Raw genomic sequence first — 24079 nt, 5'->3', positions numbered from 1 at the left:
ACCGTCGTCAACAAGGCGCTGGAACTGCTCGATGGCGCGATCAAAAACGAAGGGCTGATCGTCGTCGGCGCCACCAACCGGCCCGATCATATCGACGAGGCCATCAGGCGATCCGGACGATTGGAGACCCATATCGAAATCCCCAGGCCCGATATCCCGACGCTGGCCGAAATCCTGGCCCATCATCTCGGTGACGATGTGACATCGCTGATCCGGGAGCCGGTACCAGAAACCCGGTCTGAAACCGAGGACGGATTCTCTCTGAAGAAGATCGTCGCCGATTATCTGGAGGAAGAAGAAGACCAATGGAAAGGAGCCAGTCGATGACCGAGCAGCAGAACACCAACGCGTCGGAATTGTCGGCGGCCGCGCGAGAAGGCAATTCCGATGCGATCCTCAGGCGGCTTGCCACGCGGGCAATGGGGATGACGGGTGCGGATATCGAACGCATCGTCCGGGAAGCGCGATTAAAGGCGCGGCGCGGCAAGCGGGCGGTTCGTTATGAGGATATCGAAGAGGGCATCCGCGGGCATCGCCCGCCCGTGCCCTATAATCTGCGCTGGCGCTTCGCGTTCCACGAGGCCGGACATGCGGTCGTGCATCATGCGCTCGATCTCGGACCCGTTCGCGGTCTCAATATCGATTCCGGCGAGGGCGGCTACAATCTCGTCGGCTTCCACGTCTGGGCCACCGACACGCGCGATTGGTACGAAAACATGCTGACCATGCTGATGGCCGGGCGGGCTGCCGAGCAACTGGTGCTGAAACGTGTCTCGAGCGGTTCGGGAGGTACCGACGACAGCGATCTGGCGCGGGCCACGCGGCTCGCCTTTGACATGGAGCGGACGCTCGGCTTCGGGGCTCAACATCCGCTGCTCTATCGGCCGCATCGCGATGCGGGCGCGGTTCTGGACCGAGATACCGAACTGGCCGCTCGCGTTCATGCCAGGCTGGTAGCGGCACTCGATCGGGCGGCGGCAATCCTCAGGAGGCACAGACCAACCTTCAATGCACTCGCAAAGGTCCTGTTTGAGGCCCAGGCAATGGATGAAGAGGCCGTGCTGAAAATCCTGACGTCTTGAAGCTCATCGTTCGGGCGATGAGGGGTGTAAGGGCCACCGTCATGGCAGCGTTATTGAAGGCGCGCGAGCCGCACGAAGTCATGATAAGCGATCTGGTCAAAGATAAGATCAGCTCTGCCGCAATAGGTCAGGAGGTGAGGACACGCGCCCGGATGCCAACAATGCTCGTAGTAGAATCCAGCCCGCGCGGCGAAGCCTCGATATCGCGAAACATGACGCGGCGTTTTGTCGACGCGTGGAAAAGAACCTGGCCAGATGGTCAGATCGTCAATCGGGATCTCATGAACACTGATCTTCGGTTCGTGACTGAGCCATGGCTGCAGGCTTACTTCACGCCGAGCGACCAGCACTCACCTGAGATGAAACAGGCTTTAAGCCTGTCCGACGAGCTGGTTCAGGAGTTGATTGCGGCGGACCATGTCGTCATCGCCACTCCTGTCTACAACTATAATATTCCCGCCGTCCTGAAGGCATGGTTCGACCACATCGTTCGCAAGGGGCTGACACTTGGGTTCGATGGCACGGGAATGCTTGAAGGCAGGAAGGCGACGGTTTTGATTGCTTCCGGTGGAGTTTATACTGAAGGATCGCCCATCCAGGACCGCGACATCGCCGCCCTGTACCTTCGGCTTATTCTCAAAGTTATCGGCATCACCGATGTAACATTCGTCGCAGGCGGTGGTGCCAAAGCCGTAGACCTGCGCGAACAGACCATGGATGGTTTTCTGGGTACCTTGCAGGACGGGATCGAACGGGCCGCCGGAATGGATGCCGGTGTGGCAGAAAATCAAGCCCGGCACTGACGCCTTACGAGCCTCAATGCCGGGACGATCTCGAAGGTTGCGCTTTGAAGCAATCAGAGCCTGTAGCCACCATTCGCTTCATCGCCTTCACGATGTTGGTGTCCTCACGGACGGCAGCATTCATGTCTGTTCGTGTCAGTCCGAGACTCCACAGCGTTCACCGATCCCACGCACCCCAAGGGGTGAATGTTCAGCGCTGATTGACAGTCCAGCAAAGAAAAAGCCCGACCGGTCACTGAAAAGTAACCGGCCGGGCAAAAAGCAGGGCCGGTTGGCTCAAAGCCCTGCTGGGAAATTGCAAGTGCGAAAAAAAACGCACTCCAGTCGCGGCGCGAATACTTATCGAAATTTCGCCAATGATCCGATGCTCCTGCTCCCTCTATCATCCCCGGCCTGCAATTGGTTGTTGTTCTCAGTCGGGGGGCTGCTGCGATTGGATTTCGCACAAGGGACAATGCGCGTCTTGAACGCTATAAACCTTCCGCGAAAAGTCCCTGCGCCGCTGCATCGCCACACTCATGCTGGATTGCTGGTCGTGTCGTCATTACCAATCGACCGGATTAAAAAACTTCGGTTACTATGAGGGACTGTGAGCGCGCGTATTTGTAGGAAGGGTTACCGAATGGTGCGAGGGAAGAAGGACGCGGGAGGTATACGGATTTGGCGTAGTCATGAGGTAGCTGGGGTCGAACTATTGCGCGCATCCGGAACGCAGCACCGCTTTCCGAAACACTTTCATGACGCGTATGCGATCCATCTTCATGAACGCGGGACGATGACCTTCCTCTGCGAAAAGCCGCACGAGGCCCTTAGGCCCGGGAATATAAATGTTCTTGCACCGGGTGTCGTTCACATGTGCTTGCCGGGCGATGAGGAGACGTTGAACTACCGTTGCCTGTTCGTATCTCCGGCGTTTCTTCAGTACGCGGTGCTTGATCCAGGGGAGACGCGCCTACCACCCCTCGAGCGTTTGCAATGCCTTGGCGATATCCAGCTATTCCAAAACCTTGGCAACGCTCATCGCTCGCTCGAAATAGATGATGGTGGGTTTGAGGGAGAGACGATGCTCACAAGTGGTCTTGCTGCCCTTGCCGCTTACTCAAGAGGGAAATGGACCGCGACGATCGACGCAGGAAACGAGCCGCGTCATGTTACGACCGTTCGTGAGTTTCTTGACGCCAACTACGACAAGCGCATTTCTCTTTCTGAACTTGCACGGCTGGTCGGTTTGAATCCGGTTTACCTCGTGCGATCCTTCCGATCTTCAATTGGATTGCCGCCGCATGCCTACCAACGACAATTGCGGCTGTCCCAGGCTCGGCAATTGCTTCGGTCAGGTATTCCGCCGGCGGAGGTGGCCGGCATTGTTGGCTTTGCGGATCAGAGTCATCTTTCGCGTTTGTTTAAGCAAACGACCGGAGTTACTCCCATTTCCTATGCGCGAGGTTTATAGCGTTCAAGACGGTTGGGCGTCCGTATGTTCTTCCTGCTTTTGCGGTTTCTTTTGAAAGACCGCTCGCGGCCTGCGTTAGGCATGCGAAAATTAAAGCAATTGGAGGACAGTTATGCCAGCGATAGAAAATCTCGGGTTGTTCGTCGGCTCCGCCTTGGCATTACTTCTGATTCCAGGTCCCGCGGTTCTGTACATTTTTGCCCGATCGCTCGAGCAGGGCCGCCTCGCAGGCTTTGTTTCGATCCTCGGGATTCATGCTGCGACGCTCGTACATGTCATTATCGCAGCGCTGGGTTTGTCGGCGGTTTTGGCATCGTCGGCTCTGGCATTTGGCGTTATCCAGTATGCGGGAGCGGCCTACTTGGTCTGGCTTGGGCTGAGGAGGATTTTGGGCCGGAGCCAGATTCCTGACGACAATATCACAATCAAGACGAATGGTTATTGGCGCCTGCTGCGGGATGGTTTTGTCGTCAATCTGCTCAACCCTAAAACTGCCCTTTTCTTCCTGGCTTTCCTACCTCAATTTGTTGATGTAAGCCTCGGCCAAGTAGCGATGCAAATCGCTTTTCTAGGCTTGGTCTATACTCTGCTTGGTATTATCACCGATGGCGGCTATGCGCTTGCCGCAGGCTTTGGGGGCGACTACCTGAGGCGCAATCGGGGCTTTCTCACAGCCGAACGCTATGTCAGTGGGGGCCTCTTGATTGGCCTTGGAATAACGGCTGCCTTTGCGGGAAATCAGGTCCATAGAACCTAGCGGAGATCGAGTAAGTGGAGTCCCGTTGATTGACCCGCAGCGAGGCTTCTGACTCAAACACGAACGAAAGGGAGATTGCAGTGCATGCATCCGATAACTTCGTTACAGCGCTCCAGAGCGTGACAGAGCATTGGTCTCCCAAGGTCATTGGCTGCGTTAATGACCAATAACTGAAGGTCGCCAAATTTCTTGGAGAGCTAGTTTGGCATAAGCGACGACGAGGACGAACTCTTCCATGTCGTCAAAGGATCTCTTCGCATCGAGTACGAAGACCGGTTTGTTCACCTGAGGCAGGGCGATTCCCATATCGTGCCGAAGGCGACCATGCACAATCCGGTGGCAGACAAGGAATGCTGGATCGTCCTAATCGAACCCGTCGGCACGAAGCACACCGGTGATGCGACCACTGACCGTACCCGCAGCATCGACGAACAGTTGCAATGACCTTCTTTGTTCTCAACCAAAAGGAAGCAAACTGAGACGCCGACGTTTTTTATAAGCAGCAAGGTCAAGCCGTCTTTTCCGAGCTTCTCGGCCGACCACGTTTCGAGCACGACGGGGGCGTTGGTGCACGGATGTGGAACTGAACGGATGGGGATCTTTGAAACGGCTGACTACGGCGTGGCTGCTTTGCGGCGGACGCTTTCGGGCGTGCGCAAGCAAGCATGCGGTTGAGGACGGCGCAACCGATGGCGACTTCAGTGTGCTGACCAGACAGCGACCTGCCTTGTCATCAACGGCGGATGCGCGATCTCGTTGCCAAGCGGACCGGCGATCGGCCTAAATCGTGTTCTGGGGCTGGACGCTGTCTCGGACGAGGTGAGAAACTGGATCCAGACCAAGGAGCTGCCCGAGCACAGTCCCGGATGGGCAAAGCTTACCCGCAGCGCGCCTTTTAGCAACCTCGATGCGCCGGTCAGTGAGCGCACCCGAAAAGTTCAAGGCGACGAAGCCCTGCTCTTCGGATCGATGATGTGCAAGGGTTTCAACTTCCCGCCAAGCTTGACCGCCCTCTGGTCCGCCATTGTGGGTAAAGAGGGCTGGTCGTGTTTTTTCGCTCTTGATGATGAAACGCCTATCGGCACCGGCGCCATGTACGTCTCGGGTTCATATGCGTGGCTCGGTGGCGGTACCACAGCCCCCGAGTTTCGGAATCGGGGCGTTCAAAAGGCGCTCATCCAGGCTCGCACCGACTACGGTATCGAACAGGGCGTTTTGACGTTCGTCGTCGAAACAGAAGTACCCTCGGCTGGCAAGCTCAATATCTCCTATGACAACCTCAGAAAAATAGGCTTCCAGCACGCGTACAACCGGAAGAACTTCAAGCTTTAGCACATCTGGCGATCTTCTTTCAGGCCAGCGGGTGATTTTCTGGATCGTCACACAAAAGCCTGTTCCTCAACGGTTTGAGGGCAACTACACCGCGTCCTGATCATCGCAGGTGATGATGCCTGGAGGTCTTCCCCGACGACATAGTGAACCGCCATCTCTCTTATGTTGCGCCTCAAGCCTCTATGCAGCACTCCGCTGGCCTCCCGCTTAGGGCGTAAGAGCGGAATAGTTACCGCTTCGCGCCCCCATGTCGGTCGTCACGTCAAATTCGATCGTTTCCTCGAAGCAGACGTAGATCAGGCACTTGAAATGCGCACTCTCTGATGCTCCTAGCCGATATTTGCGTCGATCCAAGCGCGCGTCTGCTCAAGAACCTCGTCAGACAAGTCAGGATCGTCAACTGCCCTAGCGAGGATGACGGCTCCGATCATGGCCGCCCAGCTCCCGATCGCCGCGCGGCGGGCACCGGCCGAACCCCCGTCCGGAAGCGCCTGCTCAATACGTGCGACTTGGGAGCGCAGTCCCTCGGCCATAACGGCTTTCGCCGCGGGCGTCTGGTGACGAATGGCAGCCGCCAGGCCTGCCGTCGGGCATCCATTACCGGGATTATCCCGGTGACGCGGCGCCAGATAGGAGCGGACGAAATCGCTGAACCCGCCACCTTCAAAACTGTCTGCGCCGAGGGCGTGCGCAAGGGTCTGCGCCACCAGATCGTCTTTTGAGGTGAAGTGGCCGTAAAAGCCACCATGGGTCATGCCGGCTGCTTTCATGACCTCCGCGACGCTTACAGCCTCGAACCCCTTGTCCTTAAACAACCGGCTGGCGACATCCAGAATTCGGCGTCGGTTTTCCGCCATCTGTTCTCGGCTGACCTTCATTTCAAAATTCTCCACGACGGCTGTTGACATTTACATGATGGTCATCATATTTAACTCAATCATGATGATTATCATGAATATAAGGTCAGTTAGAGAAAAGAGCAATCCAATGAGCCAAATTCCTACAGTCCTGATCACCGGCGCCTCCACGGGCATTGGCGCAACCTATGCCGAACGCTTTGCACGCCGCGGACACGATCTGGTGCTGGTCGCCCGAGACGTGGTGCGTATGGAGACGCTTGCGAGCCGTCTGCGCCAGGAAACCGGTGTGACGGTCGTTACCCTCCAGGCGGATCTCACCCAGGCGACGGATCTCGCCAAGGTCGAGACCAGGCTGCGTGACGATGCGCGCATCGGCATTCTCGTCAACAATGCCGGAACGGCGATCGGCGGGACCTTCATCGATCAGAGCATCGATGACATGACCAAGCTCGTTGCGCTCAACGCGACCGCACTTGTCCGGCTTGCCAGGGCCATCGCTCCGCGTCTTGCCGAGGCCGGTGAGGGTGCGATCGTCAATATCGGTTCGGTCGTTGGCCTTGCACCGGAATTCGGCATGACGGTCTACGGCGCGACCAAGGCTTTCGTTCTTTTCCTGTCACAGGGACTTGCGCAAGAACTTGGGCCGAAGGGTGTCTACATCCAGGCCGTTCTTCCTGCCACGACCCGGACCGAAATATGGGACCATGTCGGCGCTGACGTCAGCAAAATGAACAACGTGATGGAAGTGGGCGATCTGGTCGATGCGGCCTTGGTCGGGTTCGACCGCCGTGAGCCGGTTACTATCCCGCCGCTTCCTGACGCCGGCCAGTGGGACGCATTCGACCTCGCCCGCAAGACCATGATGGCCAACTTCGGTAATGCACTGCCTGGCGAACGTTACCGTAACCTTGCCTAAAGTGCGTGCGCCCATCCCGATAGATGGCCGTTTCTGCGGCAACAATATAGGTAAATCATGATCGACAAGACACTTTTCGAACCCTACGCTCTCGGCGGCATCACCCTTGCAAACCGTGTCGTTATGGCGCCTCTCACGCGCAATCGCGCCGCAGCGGGCCTCGTGCCGAGCGATCTCGCCACGGAATATTATGCCCAGCGCGCAAGCGCCGGACTGATTATCACCGAAGCGACGCAGGTTTCCAGGCAGGCCCAAGGCTACCAGGATACGCCCGGCCTCTACACGCCTGAGCAGATTGAGGGTTGGCGCAAGGTTACCGACGCGGTTCATGCCAAGGGCGGACGGATCTTCGTTCAGCTCTGGCATGTCGGTCGCGTCAGCCATGTTGATCTTCTTGGCGGTGACGCACCGGCCGCACCCTCGGCGATCCGTGCCGGGACCAAAACGTTCGTGAACAACGGTTTCGCCGACGTATCGGAGCCGCGTGCCCTTGAGCTTGATGAGCTTCCCGGCATCGTCAGCGATTTCCGCAAGGCCGCAGCCAATGCCATCGAGGCGGGCTTCGATGGCGTCGAGGTTCACGGGGCCAATGGCTATCTGCTGGAGCAGTTCGCAAAGGACGGCGCCAATGTCCGCACCGATGCCTATGGCGGTTCCGTCGAAAACCGCGCGCGCCTGATGCTCGAAGTCACCGCTGCGGTGGCGCAGGAAATCGGCGCTGAGCGCACCGGCATCCGGATTTCGCCAGTCTCACCCGCCAACGGTATCTCCTCCAGCGATCCCCAGACGCAATACAACTATATCGTTGATCAGCTCGATGCGCTCGGCATCGCCTACATTCATGTCGTTGAAGGTGCCACCGGTGGGCCGCGCGACGTCGCACCCTTCGATTACGGATCGCTGCGCGGCCGCTTCAGCAAGACTTATATCGCCAACAATGGCTATGATCTCGACCTTGCGACTTCGCATCTGGCCGATGACAAGGCGGATCTCATCGCCTTCGGTCGTCCCTTCATTGCCAATCCCGATCTCGTGGAGCGACTGCAAAGCGGCGCGCCGCTGGCTGAGATCAATCCGACGACGATCTACGGCGGAGGTGCTGCGGGTTATACCGACTATCCGCGCTTTACCGACACTTCGGGCATTTGAGCGATCAGGGGCCTCATTTCGGTGCGGCCCCTGTGATGCCGATCATCATTACCAATCCCTGACAATCAAAAGCAGCGCGGCCGGATGTCGCGCGCCAGATCGAGAAGAACGCTATGGCGGCCGTTGCATCGAAAGAACAGAAGACTGCATTCGTGACCGGCGCCTCCAGCGGTATCGGCAAGGCGGCGGCATTGGCGCTTAGCCGCGCGGGCTACCGGGTGATCGGCACAAGCCGCAAGGCGGCACCCGGCGAGATCCGCGATGGCATCAGAATGATCGCTTGCGACGTGACCTCGGTCGCTTCCGTTGCCGCCGCCGTGGCTCTGGCACATGTGGAACTCGGCCGCATCGACCTACTCGTCAACAATGCCGGCTACGCCGTATCCGGGGCCGCGGAGGAAAGTTCGATCGAGCAGGTTCGCGCGCTGTTCGACACCAACTTTCTGGGCGTCGTGCGGGTGACGAACGCAGTCCTTCCGATCATGCGTCAGCAGGGTGCTGGACGGATTCTGAACATCGGTTCGGTCGTTGGGCTTATTCCTGGCCCCTTCGGCGCGTATTACACGGCAAGCAAACACGCAATCGAGGGCTATTCCGAATCCCTGGACCATGAGGCGCGACCGTTCGGTATCCGGGTCGCCGTCATCGAGCCATGGGCGACGAAGACCTCCATCGAAGCCAACTCACCGCAGGGCGACCACCCGGTTGCCGCCTATCGCGAGGTATTCGCCCGCTACCAGGCCGCGTTCAATGCAGCGATGGCGGCTGGCGACACGGCGGAGGATGTCGCAGCGACCATCCTTGCGGCAGCGCAGGCCCGGAAGCCGCGGCTGCGCTACCCCTCTGGCAAGGCTGCCCGACAGACCTCGTTTGCCCGGCGTTTCCTGCCGCGTGCGCTGTTCGATCGCATCCTGCGCAAGCAGTTCAACATCGCCTGAGATTATCCATTCACGTACCGGCCCGCGTGCGGGCAAGGCAGAGCCATCATGACCTACGCATCGATCAAGACTGCATCGACATATCGCTACCGCGACGCTCCCAACCGCTTCATCATGGCAGGCAACATCCGCTTTGCCTATCGCGAGCTTGGCCCGCGCGGCGGCGTTCCGCTGGTTCTTCTCAATCACTGGGGCGCCGTGCTGGATAATTTCGACCCGCGCATTGTCGATGGGCTTGCTGTCTCTCACCATATCATTGCGCTGGACTATCAGGGGATCGGCCTTTCCAGCGGAACGGCGCCAGTCACGATCGATGAAATGGCCCGCGATGTCATCGCCGTCATCAGTGAGCTGGGCTTCACCACGGTTGACCTCATGGGCTTCTCACTTGGCGGCTTCGTCGCCCAGGATATTGTGCTGAAAACGCCCGACCTGGTGCGCAAGCTGATCCTCACCGGCACGGGACCTGCCGGCGGAACGGGTATTGCAAGGGTCGGAGCCGTCTCCTGGCCTTTGATCATCAAGGGCATGCTGACCTTGCAGGACCCCAAGACCTACCTGTTCTTCACGTCGTCAACCAATGGCCGCCGGGCAGCGAAGGACTTTCTGGCACGCCTCAAAGAGCGCCAGATCGATCGCGACGAGGAGCCGACACCACGCGCATTCCTGCGCCAGCTTAGCGCCATCAAGACCTGGGGCCGTCAGACACCGCAGGATCTGGGACGCATCCACATTCCCGTTCTTGTGGCCAACGGGGACAATGACATCATGGTGCCAACATCCAACAGCCGCGATATGGCGCGGCGCATCCCCAACGCCAAACTCGTGATATACGAGGATGCCAGCCACGGCGGGATCTTCCAATACCATGCCCAGTTCGTGCCGAAAGCCCTGGCTTTCCTGGCTGCCTGACCGAACACTCGTTTCACACTGGAGAAAGCCCGTGAAAGCCTTCGTTGTCGATAAATACAAGAAGAAGGGCGCGCTACGTCTGGCCGACATGCCCGAACCTCAGATCGGTGCCAATGATGTGCTGGTTCGCATCGAGGCCACCGCGATCAACCTTCTGGATTCCAAGGTGCGCGATGGCGAGTTCAAGCTCTTCCTGCCCTATCGACCGCCCTTCATTCTCGGTCATGATCTGGCCGGCACGGTCCTCCGTGTCGGTGCCAACGTCCGGCAGTTCAAGTCGGGCGACGAGGTCTACGCCCGTCCGCGCGATCTCAGGGCAGGCACCTTTGCAGAGTTGATTGCGGTCGATGCCGCAGACCTCGCGCTGAAACCGACAAGCCTCTCCATGGAGGAGGCCGCCTCGATCCCGCTGGTCGGACTGACCGCCTGGCAGGCGCTGGTCGAAGTGGGCAAGGTCAAGCCAGGCCAGAAGGTCTTCCTTCAGGCCGGTTCCGGCGGTGTCGGCACGTTTGCCATCCAGCTTGCAAAACATCTTGGCGCCACCGTGGCAACCACCACCAGTGCCGCCAATGCCGAGCTTGTCAAAAGCCTCGGTGCGGATGTGATCATCGACTACAAGACGCAGGATTTCGAGCAGTTGCTGTCCGGTTACGATCTGGTGCTGAACAGCCAGGATGCCAAGACGCTGGAAAAGTCGGTGAATGTGCTGAAGCCCGGCGGGAAGCTGATTTCGATCTCTGGACCCCCGGACGTTCCCTTCGCCAAATCCCTGAAACTGAACCTGTTCTTGCGCTTAGTTGTGCGAATGTTGAGCCGAGGCATTCTGAAAAAGGCAAAGAGCCGCAGCGTCGACTACTCCTTCCTGTTCATGCGCGCGCAAGGGCAGCAATTGAGCGAGATCGCCAAGCTGATCGACGCCGGCGCCATCCGTCCGGTCGTCGACAAGGTGTTCCCTTTTGCGCAGACGGCTGACGCCTTGGCTTATGTCGAAACCGGGCGTGCCAAGGGGAAGGTTGTTGTTGCCGTTGCACAATGACCGTCTCGCAAGCAGGCAGGTCGTTCTTTTCGAAGGATGATGTCCGCTTCGATGGCTCATGGTGTTGGTTTCCACGCGGAACTGAGCCGGTGGGGGGGCGGATAAAAAGTTGGACTGTTTTAAATACTCAGGCCGAGGCTCTTACGATATTCGACCGGGCTAAGTGATCCCAGTGATATTTTGATGCGCGTTTCATTGTACCATCGGATGTAGGCGTCCACCTCTGCCACGAACTGCTCGATCGTGATGACCTTCCAGTCTCGTGGATAGAAGAGCTCGGTTTTCAACCGACCGAAGAACCCTTCGCACGCGGCGTTGTCTTGCGAGCAACCCTTTCGAGACATCGAGCGAACCAGTCTTGCTTCGCTGATACGGGTTAACCAGCCGGGCCATCGATAATGGGCTCCGCGATCAGAATGGATGATTGGCCGTTCCTCGTCGTTGGCGACGGTTCCGATGGCTGCATCCTGTCAATCGGCATGGAATGTTGGCTCTGACTCAGTTTTGATGCAGTTGTAACGATGCTGCTTTGCTGGTTTCCACAAAGGAATCAGCCTGATGAGCACCAAGTTTCGCCCCTCTGATTTGGTACCGGCTGGTTTCATCGCCGAACGCATCACCCACATTGACGATGAGACCTGCATCTTGCTTTCCCGAGCCGGCGCTACCGCGTCATGTCCGGCATGCGGACGAATCTCGCGGACGGTTCGAAGCCGTTATTGCCGCCAGGTCGCGGACCTCCCTCTGTCGGGAAGGCGTGTCCGACTTCTCGTCCGCACACGTAGGTTCACCTGTGACGCGGTGCTCTGCGGCAGGCAAATATTCTCCGAGCGGTTCGGCGATGTGCTCCCTCCCTACGCCAGACGAACCGGGCGTCTCGAGCATCTCGTCCACCATTTAGCGCTTGCACTTGGAGGACGCCCGGCGGCGCGTTTTGCCCAGCGGTTGATGCTTCCCGTCAGTAACGACACCTTGCTACGAGTTATCCGCAGGCAAGGGTTACCGCCGTCGATCCCGCCGTCGGTGATCGGCATCGATGACTGGGCCTGGCGGCGCAATCATCGCTATGGCACGATCGTGTGTGACCTGGAGCGTCGGCGGCCGATCCGTCTGCTACCGGACCGTGAGCCAGCGACGGCAGAGGCCTGGTTGCGGGGAAATCCCCAAATCCAGATTATAGCGCGTGACCGCGGCGGCGCTTACGGGCTGGCGGCAGCAAAGGCGTTGCCCGATGCAGTGCAGGTCGCTGATCGATGGCATCTGATGGAGAATGCCAGCCGTGCATTCCTGGACACCGTTCGCAAATCTATGCGGCAAATCCGCAAGACGCTCGGTGCAACGCGCATCAATCCCAAGCTGCTGACCGCGGCCGAACGCCTTCAATACCAGGGCTATCTCCGGCGAGAACAGACCAACACGGTCATCATGGCGTTCGCAAAGGACGGTGCGACGATAAAGGAAATTGTGCGCCGTACCGGTCATAGCCGCGGCTTGGTCCGCCAAGTGCTCAGGGGACAACGCAACGACGTCTTTCGGTCAAGAGAGAGCTCGTTGGAGACCTATCTCGAATGGCTCGATGCTCAATGGACTGCTGGCAAGCGGAATGCTACTGAGCTGTGGCGGCGGTTGAGAACACGGGGCTTTCGTGGTTCGCGCCGGGTCGTAAGTGAATGGGCAACACGACGGAAGCGGGCCGACAAGGCGGATGCGGAAACGTTGAACCGCATTCCCTCTGCCCGAACGATTGCCCGCCTTTTGACAACCAGCAGAGACTATCTGACGAAATCCGAGACCGTCACCATCGCTGCAATAGAAGGCGGTGTTCCCTTGCTGGTTAAAGCTCGCGACATCATCGCCGACTTCCATCGCATGATCCGGCGCAAGGCGGAAAACGAGCTCGCGCCGTGGATAGACCGCGCTCGCGAAAGTCTGGTTGCCTCCTTTGGCAATGGCGTTGCGAAAGACATAGAGGCAGTCCGAGCAGCGATCATCTCACCGTGGTCCAATGGACAAACCGAGGGGCAGATCACCAAGCTCAAGCTGGTGAAGCGCCAGATGTACGGTCGCGGAAAGCTTGATCTGCTTCAAGCTCGCCTGATCGGCGCGACATGAGCGAATTGCACCAAATCTGCGTCAGAGCCAATATTCCACGCCGAAACACACCTTGCTCGCAAAGCGCTCAGGGCCACCAGGGTCGCGACGATCGAGTTTTTTAGCCGGCGAAGTCGCAGCGTTTATGTCGAGCTTCGAACGACAAGCTTTCCCCGGAGAGTTACGGTCTTCAAATCCGAGCGCTTCTTGATCATGCTCAAAATCGCATCAACCATTTCATCGCGCGGTTGCTCGTAGGTGGTAATGCCGTATCCGAATGAGCCCGATAATTCGTAATTGTCGAAGCCCACTATCGCGATATCTCCTGGTACCTCAAGGTGAAAGTTTCCCCTGATCTCATCCAACGCGCCCATCGCCAGAATGTCATTTTCGCACATCAGAACATCCACGCGCTCTAGCGGCGACGTCTCGCTTAAGTACTTCCTAACCGAGGTGGCGCCGGCGTCCAGGCTATATTTTTCGGCACTCATGTGGACGATGTTTTGCACGCCTCTTTCCTTCCAAAACTCCGTGAAGTAGTGGCCTCTCTTTAAAGCGGTGGACAAAGCGGCAGCACCGCTCATGAAGCCCGGGCGTTTGTATCCCTGTTCGTGAAGGTGAGCGACAATCTCCCTGAGAGCGTGTTCCGCGTCGCAAACAACTGCTGGAACGCCGTCGATCTGACTGTCGCGTGCAAGCACGAACATGGGAGGCATGCCGTGGCCGTGCTGCAGATCCGCAAGTTCTCGTCTCTGAACGCGGTTCCAAATAGAACTATGGCGTCGACCTGGCGCTGGTCGGCGTGGAGGAGGGCGTTAACATGGTCAAAATGATTATTGATGTTGATCAGCATCACCACCAGACCCGCGGCTTGCAGCTTCTCGGTCAGAGCTTCAAGAAATGGAAGTTTTTGGGGATTTGAGAAGTCGTCGACAAAAACCGCCACCTGTCCCGTTGAGCTTGTGGCAAGGCTTCGTGCAAGCAGGTTTGGCGTGTAGTTCAAAGCTGCAGCAGTCTCAAGAACCTTCCGCTTGCTTTCCTCGGTGATTGAAGCCCCGGGCGTAAAAGCTCTGATGACAGTCCACTTGGAGACGCCAGCAGCCTCCGCTACCTGTTTTGCCGTTGATCTCTTGCGCATGACTTCTCCTGCAAATGGAATATTCATTCCAATCTGAGATTCCAGTGAAATGAACGCTTGCTTTTATCGCATTCTGACATAACATGCACCCGCTTGCACCCGGTAGCAAACCAATTTGCACCCGGTAGCATTCGAATTGGTCGCCCAGAGGAGTGGGCGACATCGAGGAGGAAAAAATGAAATCCATTTGGAAGAAGTTCGCTTCTGCGGTTTTTGCTGTGTCACTGGCTGGCGCGTGGTCGGTTGGCGTCAAAGCCGACGAACAGCCCAGCATCATTGCTGTCACTCATGGACAAGCGTCTGACCCCTTCTGGTCGATCGTGAAAAACGGAATGATGCAGGCCGGCAAGGACATCAATGCCAAGGTCGACTATCGGGCGCCGGAGACCTTCGACATGGTCGCCATGGCACAGCTCATTGAAGCAGCGGTCAATCAGAACCCGGCGGGTATCGTGATTTCCAATCCCGATCCGGATGCGCTGGGCCCGGCGATTGCTAAGGCCATCGCGGCCGGTATCCCCGTCATTTCCATGAACTCCGGCATTGCAGCAACTGAAAAGCTTGGCATCAAGCTCCATGTTGGCCAGGACGAACTGACGGCAGGTGTCAAGGTCGGCGAAAAACTCAAGTCGCTCGGCATGAAGCACGTGCTTTGCGTAAACCAGGAGGTCGGAAATGCCGCCCTTGACCAGCGCTGCGCGGGTACCGAGAAGGGTTTCGAAGGTGGAAAGGTTACGATCCTGCCGACGACCGCCGACCCGGCGGAAATTGAATCAAAGATTCAGGCTGCCTTGACCTCTGATCCTTCCGTCGATGTCATACTTGGCCTATCGGCACCCCTCGTTGGTGAGCGGGCTGTCGTTGTTGTCGATAAGATGGGCAACGGCGAAAAGGTCAAGGTCGCTTCTTTTGATCTTTCGGCCAATTTCCTGAAGGCTGTTTCGGAAGGCAAGGCACTTTTGCCGTGGATCAGCAACCCTATCTCCAAGGTTATCTGCCAGTCACTTTCCTTGCACTGAATGCAAGATATGGCACGATTCCTGCTGGAAACGTCGCCTCGGGTCCGAGCTTCGTCGAGAAGGATACCGCAGCTTCGGTGATTGAGAAATCCTCCCAGGGTATCCGCTGAGCGGTACCCATCCAGCAGCTTCCGCACCTCCAGCGGGGGCTGCCCTCATCGCCAGACATCCGATCCGCAGGACGCGTGAACGGCAGCCGATGGCGCACGTAAAACAACTTACATCTGAGGTACGACCATGACGCTGGCAAACGAACAGAACGGGTCGCCGACTCGATCCGACGAGCGCCTGAAAAAGGTTTCGACTCTGACCGCGCTCGCGCGACGTCCGGAACTCGGCGCAGTCGCAGGACTGGTGCTCGTCACAATATTTTTCATACTGACCGCCAACCCCGCCATGTTCACACTTGCAGGCGTTGTAAACTTCATGGCGCCAGCTGCTCAGCTGGGGATTCTTGCGGTTGGCGCGGCACTCTTGATGATCGGCGGCGAGTTCGATCTGTCGATCGGCTCGATGGTCGCGTTCGCGGGGCTGGTTTTCGGCACGGCCCTCGTCGTCCTTAATCTTCCGCTCAGCGTCGCGATCTTGATCGCGCTTGCTTTCGCCGTGGTCATCGGTGTCACCAATGCCCAACTCACCATGCGCACCGGGCTTCCATCGTTCATAGTAACGCTCGCGTTTCTCTTTATTCTTCGCGGCCTTACACTCGTCGGGCTGAAATGGGCGAGCGGTGGTTCAACCCAGCTTCGTGGGATGAGGGAAGCTGTGGCGGACAGTCCCCTTGCGCCGCTGTTTTCGGGTGATGCATTCCCGGGCCTGTTTACATGGCTCGGAAATGCCGGGATTATTGAGACCTTCCCGAACGGAACGCCGAAAGTTCCCGGTATCCCCGTAGAAATCCTCTGGTTTGTGCTGATTGCACTCGTCGCGACCTGGGTTCTGCTTCGCACGAGGTTTGGAAACTGGATCTTTGCATCCGGAGGCGACCCGAAGGCAGCGCGCAAGTCGGGTGTTCCTGTCGCGCGCGTAAAGACCACCCTTTTTATCATCACCGCCATGTGCGCCACGCTTGTCGCGATTCTTACCGTGCTCGATGCGGGTTCAACGGACGCCTGACGGGGATTTCAGAAGGAATTCGAAGCCATCATCGCGGCCGTCATCGGCGGATGTCTCCTGACTGGCGGATATGGTTCGGCAATCGGTGCGTTCTTCGGATCGATCGTCTTCGGCATGGTTTTGATCGGCCTCACCTATACGTCAATCGACCAGGATTGGTACCTCGTCTTCCTCGGAGGCATGCTGCTGACTGCCGTTATTTTCAACAACATCATTCGCAAGCGTGTGACGGGAGAACGCTGATGAGCACGACCCAGACACCACTCGTCGAGGTCAAGAACCTCGTAAAGCACTTCGGCTCGATTATCGCACTCAACGGCGTTTCGCTGAGTGTTCACGCAGGAGAGGTTCTGTGCCTCCTCGGAGATAACGGAGCCGGAAAATCAACTCTGATTAATACTCTTGCCGGCGTTCACAGACCGACATCCGGCGACTTCCTCGTCGAGGGGAAACAACATCTCTTTACGGGGCCAAGAGACGCGCTCGATGCCGGGATTGCTACCGTCTACCAGGATCTGGCGATGATCCCGCTGATGTCTGTCACTAGAAACTTCTTCATGGGTCGCGAGCCGTTGAAGGGCTTCGGTCCGTTCAAATACATGGACATGGAATTCGCGGATCGCGTGACCAGCGAAGAAATGAAGAGAATCGGCATCGATGTTCGTGAACCCGGGCAGGCCGTCGGCACGCTCTCCGGTGGCGAACGTCAATGCGTGGCGATCGCACGCGCCGTGTATTTCGGGGCGAAAGTCCTCATTCTCGATGAACCGACATCTGCACTCGGTGTTGCGCAAACCTCGATGGTCCTGAAGTACATCGATCAGGTTCGTCGCAAAGGTCTGGGCGTGATTTTCATTACCCACAACGTCCGACACGCTTTTGCCGTCGGCAACCGTTTTACAGCTCTGAACAGGGGAAAGACGCTTGGCACATTTGCCAAACATGAAATCAGCCTCGATGGCCTGCAGAACCTGATGGCCGGCGGCAAAGAGCTCCAGTCGATCTCCGCGGAGCTGGGCGGCACCATCTGAAGACACTTGGAAACATGAATTTTGGCCCGGCGCGTTCGCCGGGCCTTGGGACAGTCATATCCAAAATCCAGGGAACCACCCCAAATGAGCAGTACGAATAACACCCCGTTTCCGTTAGCCGCCTGCGCGGAGATGCTGTGGCGGGACAAGCCTATCGAATGGCGCGCTTCCCGATTGAAGGAGCAGGGATTTGGCGTGGGCCTCTGGAATTGGCCAGAGCACGACATCGCCAAGCTCGAAGCCACAGGTGCGACCTTCACAATTATGAACGGTTACCTGACCGGGCGCCTTACGGATGAAGAAGGTGCAGCCGAACTTTTGAGAACCGCGCGCGAAACAGCTCAGATCGGTAAACGTCTTGGCGTGCAGCGCCTCAACCTTCACGGCACTGGCCTCGGGGATCGTGGACTACCGATTCAGCCTGTCGAGGTCGTCACGGGAGCCATGTGGCTGAAGGCTCAGGATACGCTACGCCGAGTCGTCGACCTCGCGGAAGAAGAAAACGTGGTTTTCACGCTGGAAAACCTCAATCTTCCCGTCGATCACCCCGGCGTTCCGTTCGGGCGCGCCGAAGACACGTTGGCACTCGTATCGAGCATCGACCATCCGCGCCTGCGTTTGAACCTGGACCTCTACCACGCGCAGATCGGTGAGGGGAACCTGATCGAACTTTGCCGCAGGAGCCTGCCGTGGATCGGTGAGATTCAGGTGGCCGATGTACCCGGGCGATTTGAGCCGGGTACCGGCGAAGTGAACTGGAAGGGGATCGCAAGAGCCCTGAGCCACATGGGCTACTCCGGCCCGATCGGGATGGAAGCATGGGCATCCGGAGATGCTGACGCCGCGCTTGCTGCCTTCCGCGAAGCCTTCACTCTCTGATTTCAAAAACAGGACTAAAAATCATGACCAAGGTCAAAACAGTCAACGTCGGACTTATCGGGGCAGGGCGCATCGGTTCGTTTCATGGTGAGAGTGTCGCAAAAAGGCTCGTGGACGCGGAGCTGATAGCCGTCGCCGACCCCGCCCCCGGAGCCGCTGCAAAGCTTGCGGAGAGGCTGGGCGCCGACGCTTCTTACACCGACGTTGCAGAAGTGCTTTCTCACCCCGGTCTGGATGCGGTCATCATTGCGACACCCGCACGCTTTCACACCAATATCCTCGTGCAGGCTGCGGAGGCCGGCAAGGCGATATTCTGCGAGAAGCCAATGGCGCTCACGCTTGAAGATGCGGACCGCGGCATTGCAGCCGCAAAGGCCGCAGGCGTTCCGCTGCAGGTCGGTTTTAATCGTCGCTGGGACCAGGCATTTGCCGAAGGCCGCGAAGCGATCGATGCCGGAAAGGTCGGCGCAGTTCAACTCATCCGGTCGCTAACGCGTGATCCTGGTCCGTTCGGCGGCGACCCAGGCAGGATTCCTTTGTGGACCATCTTTTATGAAACGTTGATCCACGACTTCGACACCCTGCTTTGGTTGAACGCCGGCGCAAAGCCTGTAGAAGTGTTCGCAATGGCAGATGCGCTGGTTCGCTCGGACGCACGCAATACAGGCTTCCTCGATACCGCCGTCGTCAATATTCGTTTTGACAACGGCTCGATCGCGGTTGCGGAAGCAAACTTCTCTGCAATGTACGGCTACGATATTCGCGGCGAAGTATTCGGCTCCGGCGGAATGGTTGCGATGGGCGACGTACGACGTTCTAGCATGACGCTGTTCGACGCTACTGGCGTATCCAACGACACATGGCGGCGCGATACGGACCACTTCGTTCAGGCCTATACGGCGCAGCTTGCTTCCTTTGTCGATGCGGTTCGTAGCGGCGTTGTTCAGAATGCACCAACAGGAGCTGATGCTCGCAACGCTCTGGCGATTGCACTTGCTGCGATTGAATCCGTGTCGAAAAAACAGCCGGTTCCTGTGATTTGAAGGCATAGATGGCAGGGGCCGATATTGCTCCTGCCATCACATAGGTATTGGAAAAATCAGCCACTCAGAAACGCATCGGCGGGGCGAAAGACAATCGTCATGGCAACGAAATCAACAGTTCAGAAGCCCAAAACAGTATTTGATTTGAGAAACATGCTTGAGGTCAAAAGCTTGAGGCTATCGAGCCATCAAGAGAGAGTAGCGCGAACTGCTATCGCTTGCCCGGAAGTCGTCGCCTTCGGGACAGCAAATTCCCTTGCTGTTTGTTGTTCCGTCACCCAATCGACGGTGGTTCGGTTGGCGATCTATCTTGGGTTTGAGAGTTACCGCGAATTCAGACGCGTTTTCCGGCAGCACGTGAAACTCAACGCAACCTACAGATAGGATATCGATTCCTGAGTCTCGCAGTACACCTACCGTGAGGGAAAGCTGCTATTGCCGAGTTTGTTGGCTCGTGTCTCGCCGCTCGGATATTCGGAAACTTCACGGCTTGTCTCGGACACATTTGCTTACCTTCAGCTCCGAGTGCGGAGAGTCGATAACTGTGCGACTGAAGGGCAAGACACTGACCAGCCCCGAAACGTCGAGGCGATCGGCCCGAAGGGCCCGGTTTACCGCTTTGGTGGTCACGCGCTTGCATAAAAAGTGTCCGACGCAACCCGCGGATTGCGACGCGGACGGATCATCGCCGGTGCCAGCAATCAATGTTGCGCTAGATGTTTGTCGCAGAATAAAACTCAAAGGGAATAATGTGCTGAGAAAGAGTCGTTGGTCTATCAGCGTCAAGCGCTTCTGCCATGGCTCGGACCAGAGTCTCCGCCAGTAGCCTTGCAGGATGGGATAGGACCACCTTGATCAACCCCTCCGCAAGACCTGCCCTCGTTTCATTCGTCAGCTCGTGAGCAATGACGACCAGGCGTTCTGCCACAGGCCCGCCGTTCTCGCGAAGGGCTTGCATCACGCCGGTGATGCCGCCGCCGGCGACGTAAAGTCCGACCAAATCCTGTTCGGTTTGGAGAAGACGGCAAGTGGCTTCATATGCGATTTCGGGTTCCTCAAGAGTGGCGACCGTTTCCAGCATTTGAAAGCCGGGCGCGCTTTCTCGAAAATACGACCGGAATCCCATTTCGTTAAGCTCTTGGGCCAAATACCTATGGCTACCAACGAAGACAGCGACCTTGCCGCCGTTGGCATTGAGTCCCGCTATGAACCAAGCCGCGGTCCGACCCTTCTTGACGCAGTCGTTGCCGACATAGGCCGCGCGCGCGGCAGTTGAGAGGTCGGAGATCATCGTCACGACGGGAATGCCTTCGGCGGCAAGACCGTCTACGGCGTGGTTCACCTGCGGATGATCTGACGTAATTATCCCAATCACGTCGGCCTCCCGGCTGAGGGAGTAGATTGCCTCTGCAGCTTTGTCTGGTGCGAGATCGTTCATAAACCTCACGATCGGTCGCCCATGCGCATCCGGAAAAGCTTCTACGGCCGCCGTCAGCAGCTCCCCCCACATCTGGTAAAGCTTTCGATGCGACTGCTTGAGAAGGAAACCGAACTTGATAACTGGCTTGTCGTGTTCCAACCGCCGCTCAATCGCCGTGACTCCGTGATAGCCTATCTCCCGGGCGGCATTGAGAACCCGCTCGGCGGTCTGCGAGCGGACTGGGTCGCGGCCATTCAAAACGCGATCGACCGTTGAGATACTCACGCGGGCAGCTTTGGCAAGATCTGGGATCGTCGGTCGGGACATCGAAGCCTCTCATAAAATGAAATTAATTATGAGAGTATTTGAGAGTAAAATCCATCCATAAGTTGACAATCAGGTCAGTTTTAGTGATTTGTTCGTCATGAAATACCGCCGTTAAGGCAGAGAGGACTTGGGAGAGTCCTTTCATTTGGAGGAAAACCTTTCATGTCCGCGACCTTGAAGGTGGCGCCGCTGTCGGGCGGCGACGGCGCTCGCGCGCCTATAAATGACGAAAACGACTTTGTCCTTGAGATGCGGTCGATCACCAAGGCCTTCCCCGGTGTGCTCGCGCTTGACGAGATGAACCTCCAGGTCCGTGCCGGCACCGTGCACGTGCTCGTTGGCGAGAACGGCGCGGGCAAATCGACCCTTATGAAGATTCTGAGCGGTATGTACGCGATCGATGGCGGCGAGATCTATTTTCGGGGCGAAAAGCTGGATCATCAGAATGCTGCAGCGGCACTCGATCGCGGCATTTCCATGATACATCAGGAGCTTAGCCCGGTGCTCGATATGACGATCGCCGAAAACATCTTTCTCGGTCGCGAACCTGTCCGCGCCGAAACCGGGCTTCTGTCCAAGTTCGTCGACTTCGACAGGATGAACAACGAAACAAAGGTCCTGCTCGCCCGCGTAGGCCTGCGTTACAGCCCCGAAATGAAAATGCGCGAACTGTCGATCGCGACCATGCAACTCGTCGAGATCGTCAAGGCAATCTCGCGCGAAGCCTCTCTTGTCATCATGGACGAGCCGACATCAGCAATCAGCGACACCGAAGTCGCGATGCTCTTCCGGCAGATCGCCGAGCTGAAAGCCGCTGGTGTCGCCATCATCTATATCACGCACAAGATGGATGAGATCTTCCAGATAGCCGACGACATTACCGTCATGCGCGACGGTCAATATATCGCCGCGGGACCGGCTAGTGAATACAATACAGGCACGCTTATCTCTCAGATGGTCGGGCGGACGATTTCCGAGGTATTTCCCAAAGAAGAAGTGCCGATCGGTGAGGTCGTCCTGTCGGTCGAAAACCTGACCCGCCACGACGTCTTCGAAAACGTGAGCTTCAATGTTCGTGCTGGCGAGATTGTAGGCTTATCGGGTCTCATAGGTGCCGGCCGAACCGAGGTCGCACGCGTGATTTTTGGACTTGATGGCGCCGACGCCGGAGTGGTCCGACTGAACGGCGCTGCTTTGAAGCTTGGCTCGCCGAGGGACGCGATCGCCAGCGGCATTGCCATGGTGTCCGAGGATCGCAAGTCGGAGGGCCTGGTTCTGTGCCGGTCCGTGGGCGAAAATATCTCTTTGGCAAACCTCCAGAAGTTCACCTCGCGGCTGTTCATCAGCAAACGGCAGGAGGAAAGCGCTGCGCAGCGCATGATCAAGATGCTGCAGATCAAAACGCCCAACACAGCGATGACTGTGGAGAACTTGAGCGGCGGCAACCAGCAAAAGATCGTTCTTGCGAAATGGCTGCTGGGCGATCTGAAGCTTCTCATTCTCGATGAGCCTACGCGCGGGATCGACGTGGGATCCAAATCGGAAATTCACAAGCTCATGACCGAATTCGCCCGCCAAGGGCTCGCGATCATCATGATCTCATCCGAGCTGCCCGAAATTCTCGGGATGAGTGACCGCGTGGTGGTGATGAGCGGAGGCCGGGTGACCGGTGAACTTACAAGGAGCGAGGCGACGCAGGAAAGCATCATGCGCCTCGCCACGGGAGGACATTGATGAGTATAGATCCAGTAGCAGGAGCAGAAAAGCGGGAGGGACGGGTGTTGCGGGGTCTACGGGAGATGAGCTTCTCCCAGATCTACCGCAAGTACGGCACCGTCCTGATCTTCGTCGGCATCTGCATCTTGGCCTCGATGTTGAGCCCGACGTTTTTGACGGAAGCAAATCTCACTAACGTTCTGAGACAGGTGGTCGTTGTCAGTCTTTTGGCCTGTGGCATCACCTTCGTCATCATCCTGGGGCATATTGACGTTTCCCTCGGCTCGGTTCTTGCTCTTTGCGGGGTAATCGCGGCAAGCGTGATGTCGATGACCGGCAGCATCGTACTTGCGGTGGCAGCCGGTCTTGTCGTGGGTGTCATAACTGGCACGATCAACGGCTTCGTAATCACGTTCTTCCGAATCCCCTCGTTCATTATGACGCTTGCCATGACGACGGTCGCACGTGGAACCGTACTGCTCTATACGGGCGGATCGCCCGTAACTGGCCTCGGTGACTTCAAGATCATAGGACAGGGTTCACTAGGCCCAGTCCCCATCTCCGTGCTCATTCTGGCGGTAGTGGTCGTCCTGTCGTGGCTTCTGCTCAACAAAACTAAGTTCGGTCGATACGTCTATGCCGTCGGCGGGAATCAGCGCGCCGCACTTGCCTCTGGAATCAACCCCGACAGCATCGTCATCAAGGCGTTCATTTTCAATGGCGTCCTCTGTGCCGTCGCCGGCATTGTTCTGATGTCGCGCATCAATTCCGGCCAGCCCGCAGGCGGCGTTGGCTATGAGTTTGACGCGATCACGGCCGTGGTTGTCGGTGGTACCAGTCTGATGGGGGGGACCGGAACCATCACCGGTACGATCATTGGCTCCATGATCATCGGCGTTATTAACAACATCCTCAATCTCATGAATGTCAGCTCCTACTGGCAGCAGATCATTAAGGGTCTGATCATTGCGATCGCGGTGATCCTTGATGTTTGGACGAAATCAGCCCGCGGCAAGAAGAAGGCATAAACCCGTTCCAGGGACCTTCGGTCCCGGAAATAA

Annotated in this window: 19 protein-coding genes and 6 pseudogenes; 20 read left to right on the top strand and 5 right to left on the bottom strand. The window is 57.5% G+C overall.

Annotated elements, in window-relative coordinates; all coding sequences use genetic code 11:
- The 6 genes and pseudogenes from L901_RS10200 to L901_RS10175 form a co-directional block, all read left to right on the top strand.
- On the top strand, positions 1-327 hold a 327-nt coding region (locus L901_RS10200), incomplete at its 5' end, for an AAA family ATPase (RefSeq protein WP_156430051.1).
- Positions 324-1082: an ATP-dependent Zn protease gene (locus tag L901_RS10195; RefSeq protein ID WP_059756181.1), complete on the top strand. Its 759-nt coding sequence runs from the start codon at positions 324-326 to the stop codon at positions 1080-1082. The genes L901_RS10200 and L901_RS10195, both read left to right, overlap by 4 nt.
- 41 nt (positions 1083-1123) lie before the next feature.
- Positions 1124-1885 carry an FMN-dependent NADH-azoreductase gene (locus tag L901_RS10190; RefSeq protein ID WP_197419707.1) on the top strand — a complete coding sequence of 254 codons (762 nt, stop codon included), beginning with the start codon at positions 1124-1126 and terminating at the stop codon, positions 1883-1885.
- Between the two features lie 622 nt (positions 1886-2507).
- Entirely contained in the window at positions 2508-3338 is an 831-nt protein-coding gene (locus tag L901_RS10185; RefSeq protein WP_059756177.1) for an AraC family transcriptional regulator, read from the top strand.
- A gap of 112 nt (positions 3339-3450) precedes the next feature.
- Positions 3451-4095, top strand: coding sequence for a LysE family translocator (locus L901_RS10180; protein ID WP_003504075.1), 645 nt, complete (start codon positions 3451-3453; stop codon positions 4093-4095).
- A gap of 80 nt (positions 4096-4175) precedes the next feature.
- A pseudogene (locus tag L901_RS10175) lies at positions 4176-4539 on the top strand (cupin domain-containing protein).
- A gap of 178 nt (positions 4540-4717) precedes the next feature.
- On the opposite strand, the pseudogene L901_RS27925 reads toward L901_RS10175, so the two are convergent.
- A pseudogene (locus L901_RS27925) lies at positions 4718-4825 on the bottom strand (IS5/IS1182 family transposase); the annotation flags it as partial.
- 26 nt (positions 4826-4851) lie between these two features.
- Between L901_RS27925 and L901_RS10170 the strand changes: the two are divergent.
- Positions 4852-5427, top strand: coding sequence for a GNAT family N-acetyltransferase (locus L901_RS10170; RefSeq protein WP_349642984.1), 576 nt, complete (start codon positions 4852-4854; stop codon positions 5425-5427).
- Between the two features lie 329 nt (positions 5428-5756).
- Here the strand turns inward: L901_RS10170 and L901_RS10165 are convergent, their stop codons facing one another.
- The gene (locus tag L901_RS10165) at positions 5757-6305 is read right to left on the bottom strand and encodes a TetR/AcrR family transcriptional regulator (protein ID WP_059756174.1); all 549 of its coding nucleotides are present in this window, start codon (positions 6303-6305) and stop codon (positions 5757-5759) included.
- 109 nt (positions 6306-6414) lie between these two features.
- On the opposite strand from L901_RS10165, the gene L901_RS10160 reads away from it, so the two are divergent.
- From L901_RS10160 to L901_RS10140, 5 genes are all read left to right on the top strand, one after another.
- A complete protein-coding gene (locus L901_RS10160; RefSeq protein WP_082710574.1) occupies positions 6415-7203 on the top strand; it encodes an SDR family oxidoreductase in 789 nt (262 codons plus the stop codon).
- 57 nt (positions 7204-7260) lie between these two features.
- Positions 7261-8352: an alkene reductase gene (locus L901_RS10155; protein ID WP_059756172.1), complete on the top strand. Its 1092-nt coding sequence runs from the start codon at positions 7261-7263 to the stop codon at positions 8350-8352.
- Positions 8353-8465: 113 nt separating this feature from the next.
- A complete protein-coding gene (locus L901_RS10150) occupies positions 8466-9290 on the top strand; it encodes an oxidoreductase (protein ID WP_003504083.1) in 825 nt (274 codons plus the stop codon).
- Between the two features lie 48 nt (positions 9291-9338).
- On the top strand, positions 9339-10202 hold the full coding sequence (locus L901_RS10145; protein WP_003504084.1) for an alpha/beta fold hydrolase: 864 nt from the start codon (positions 9339-9341) through the stop codon (positions 10200-10202).
- A 31-nt stretch (positions 10203-10233) separates the two neighbouring features.
- Complete coding sequence (locus L901_RS10140) at positions 10234-11238, top strand: NADP-dependent oxidoreductase (protein WP_059756170.1); 1005 nt, start codon at positions 10234-10236, stop codon at positions 11236-11238.
- A 119-nt stretch (positions 11239-11357) separates the two neighbouring features.
- Here the strand turns inward: L901_RS10140 and L901_RS10135 are convergent.
- Positions 11358-11705: pseudogene (locus L901_RS10135) on the bottom strand (transposase); the annotation flags it as partial.
- Positions 11706-11796: 91 nt separating this feature from the next.
- Here L901_RS10135 and L901_RS10130 point away from each other — a divergent pair.
- Entirely contained in the window at positions 11797-13350 is a 1554-nt protein-coding gene (locus tag L901_RS10130) for an ISL3 family transposase (RefSeq protein WP_059756167.1), read from the top strand.
- Positions 13351-13472: 122 nt separating this feature from the next.
- On the opposite strand, the pseudogene L901_RS10125 reads toward L901_RS10130, so the two are convergent.
- Positions 13473-14467 (bottom strand): annotated as a pseudogene (locus L901_RS10125) (LacI family DNA-binding transcriptional regulator).
- Between the two features lie 176 nt (positions 14468-14643).
- On the opposite strand from L901_RS10125, the pseudogene L901_RS10120 reads away from it, so the two are divergent.
- The 5 genes and pseudogenes from L901_RS10120 (at position 14644) to L901_RS10100 (ending at position 19555) form a co-directional block, all read left to right on the top strand.
- A pseudogene (locus tag L901_RS10120) lies at positions 14644-15596 on the top strand (substrate-binding domain-containing protein).
- Between the two features lie 127 nt (positions 15597-15723).
- Positions 15724-16845 (top strand): annotated as a pseudogene (locus L901_RS10115) (ABC transporter permease).
- Complete coding sequence (locus L901_RS10110; RefSeq protein WP_059756165.1) at positions 16845-17633, top strand: ATP-binding cassette domain-containing protein; 789 nt, start codon at positions 16845-16847, stop codon at positions 17631-17633. Before L901_RS10115 ends, L901_RS10110 begins: the two are co-directional and overlap by 1 nt.
- A gap of 84 nt (positions 17634-17717) precedes the next feature.
- A complete protein-coding gene (locus tag L901_RS10105) occupies positions 17718-18512 on the top strand; it encodes a TIM barrel protein (RefSeq protein WP_059756162.1) in 795 nt (264 codons plus the stop codon).
- Positions 18513-18535: 23 nt separating this feature from the next.
- Positions 18536-19555 (top strand): Gfo/Idh/MocA family oxidoreductase, encoded by a 1020-nt coding sequence (locus L901_RS10100; RefSeq protein ID WP_059756159.1) that lies wholly within the window; start codon positions 18536-18538, stop codon positions 19553-19555.
- A 712-nt stretch (positions 19556-20267) separates the two neighbouring features.
- Here the strand turns inward: L901_RS10100 and L901_RS10095 are convergent.
- Complete coding sequence (locus tag L901_RS10095; RefSeq protein WP_059756158.1) at positions 20268-21302, bottom strand: LacI family DNA-binding transcriptional regulator; 1035 nt, start codon at positions 21300-21302, stop codon at positions 20268-20270.
- 162 nt (positions 21303-21464) lie between these two features.
- On the opposite strand from L901_RS10095, the gene L901_RS10090 reads away from it, so the two are divergent.
- The gene (locus L901_RS10090) at positions 21465-23036 is read left to right on the top strand and encodes a sugar ABC transporter ATP-binding protein (protein ID WP_059756156.1); all 1572 of its coding nucleotides are present in this window, start codon (positions 21465-21467) and stop codon (positions 23034-23036) included.
- Complete coding sequence (locus tag L901_RS10085) at positions 23036-24046, top strand: ABC transporter permease (protein WP_059756155.1); 1011 nt, start codon at positions 23036-23038, stop codon at positions 24044-24046. The genes L901_RS10090 and L901_RS10085 overlap by 1 nt, the downstream gene beginning before the upstream one ends.
- Positions 24047-24079: the final 33 nt, after the last annotated feature.

Source organism: Agrobacterium sp. D14 (assembly GCF_001526505.1).
In the GTDB taxonomy this organism is placed as follows: domain Bacteria; phylum Pseudomonadota; class Alphaproteobacteria; order Rhizobiales; family Rhizobiaceae; genus Agrobacterium; species Agrobacterium leguminum.
Note: the sequence above shows the minus strand (reverse complement) of the source record. Positions and strands in the feature narration are given on the sequence as shown.

Coding starts and splice junctions, on each gene's coding strand:
- L901_RS10165 (WP_059756174.1), bottom strand. CDS start 6,305: ATGAAGGTCAGCCGAGAACAGATGGCGGAAAACCGACGCCGAATTCTG.
- L901_RS10190 (WP_197419707.1), top strand. CDS start 1,124: ATGGCAGCGTTATTGAAGGCGCGCGAGCCGCACGAAGTCATGATAAGC.
- L901_RS10085 (WP_059756155.1), top strand. CDS start 23,036: ATGAGTATAGATCCAGTAGCAGGAGCAGAAAAGCGGGAGGGACGGGTG.
- L901_RS10150 (WP_003504083.1), top strand. CDS start 8,466: ATGGCGGCCGTTGCATCGAAAGAACAGAAGACTGCATTCGTGACCGGC.
- L901_RS10155 (WP_059756172.1), top strand. CDS start 7,261: ATGATCGACAAGACACTTTTCGAACCCTACGCTCTCGGCGGCATCACC.
- L901_RS10100 (WP_059756159.1), top strand. CDS start 18,536: ATGACCAAGGTCAAAACAGTCAACGTCGGACTTATCGGGGCAGGGCGC.
- L901_RS10185 (WP_059756177.1), top strand. CDS start 2,508: ATGGTGCGAGGGAAGAAGGACGCGGGAGGTATACGGATTTGGCGTAGT.
- L901_RS10095 (WP_059756158.1), bottom strand. CDS start 21,302: ATGTCCCGACCGACGATCCCAGATCTTGCCAAAGCTGCCCGCGTGAGT.
- L901_RS10110 (WP_059756165.1), top strand. CDS start 16,845: ATGAGCACGACCCAGACACCACTCGTCGAGGTCAAGAACCTCGTAAAG.
- L901_RS10090 (WP_059756156.1), top strand. CDS start 21,465: ATGTCCGCGACCTTGAAGGTGGCGCCGCTGTCGGGCGGCGACGGCGCT.
- L901_RS10160 (WP_082710574.1), top strand. CDS start 6,415: ATGAGCCAAATTCCTACAGTCCTGATCACCGGCGCCTCCACGGGCATT.
- L901_RS10105 (WP_059756162.1), top strand. CDS start 17,718: ATGAGCAGTACGAATAACACCCCGTTTCCGTTAGCCGCCTGCGCGGAG.
- L901_RS10195 (WP_059756181.1), top strand. CDS start 324: ATGACCGAGCAGCAGAACACCAACGCGTCGGAATTGTCGGCGGCCGCG.
- L901_RS10180 (WP_003504075.1), top strand. CDS start 3,451: ATGCCAGCGATAGAAAATCTCGGGTTGTTCGTCGGCTCCGCCTTGGCA.
- L901_RS10145 (WP_003504084.1), top strand. CDS start 9,339: ATGACCTACGCATCGATCAAGACTGCATCGACATATCGCTACCGCGAC.
- L901_RS10130 (WP_059756167.1), top strand. CDS start 11,797: ATGAGCACCAAGTTTCGCCCCTCTGATTTGGTACCGGCTGGTTTCATC.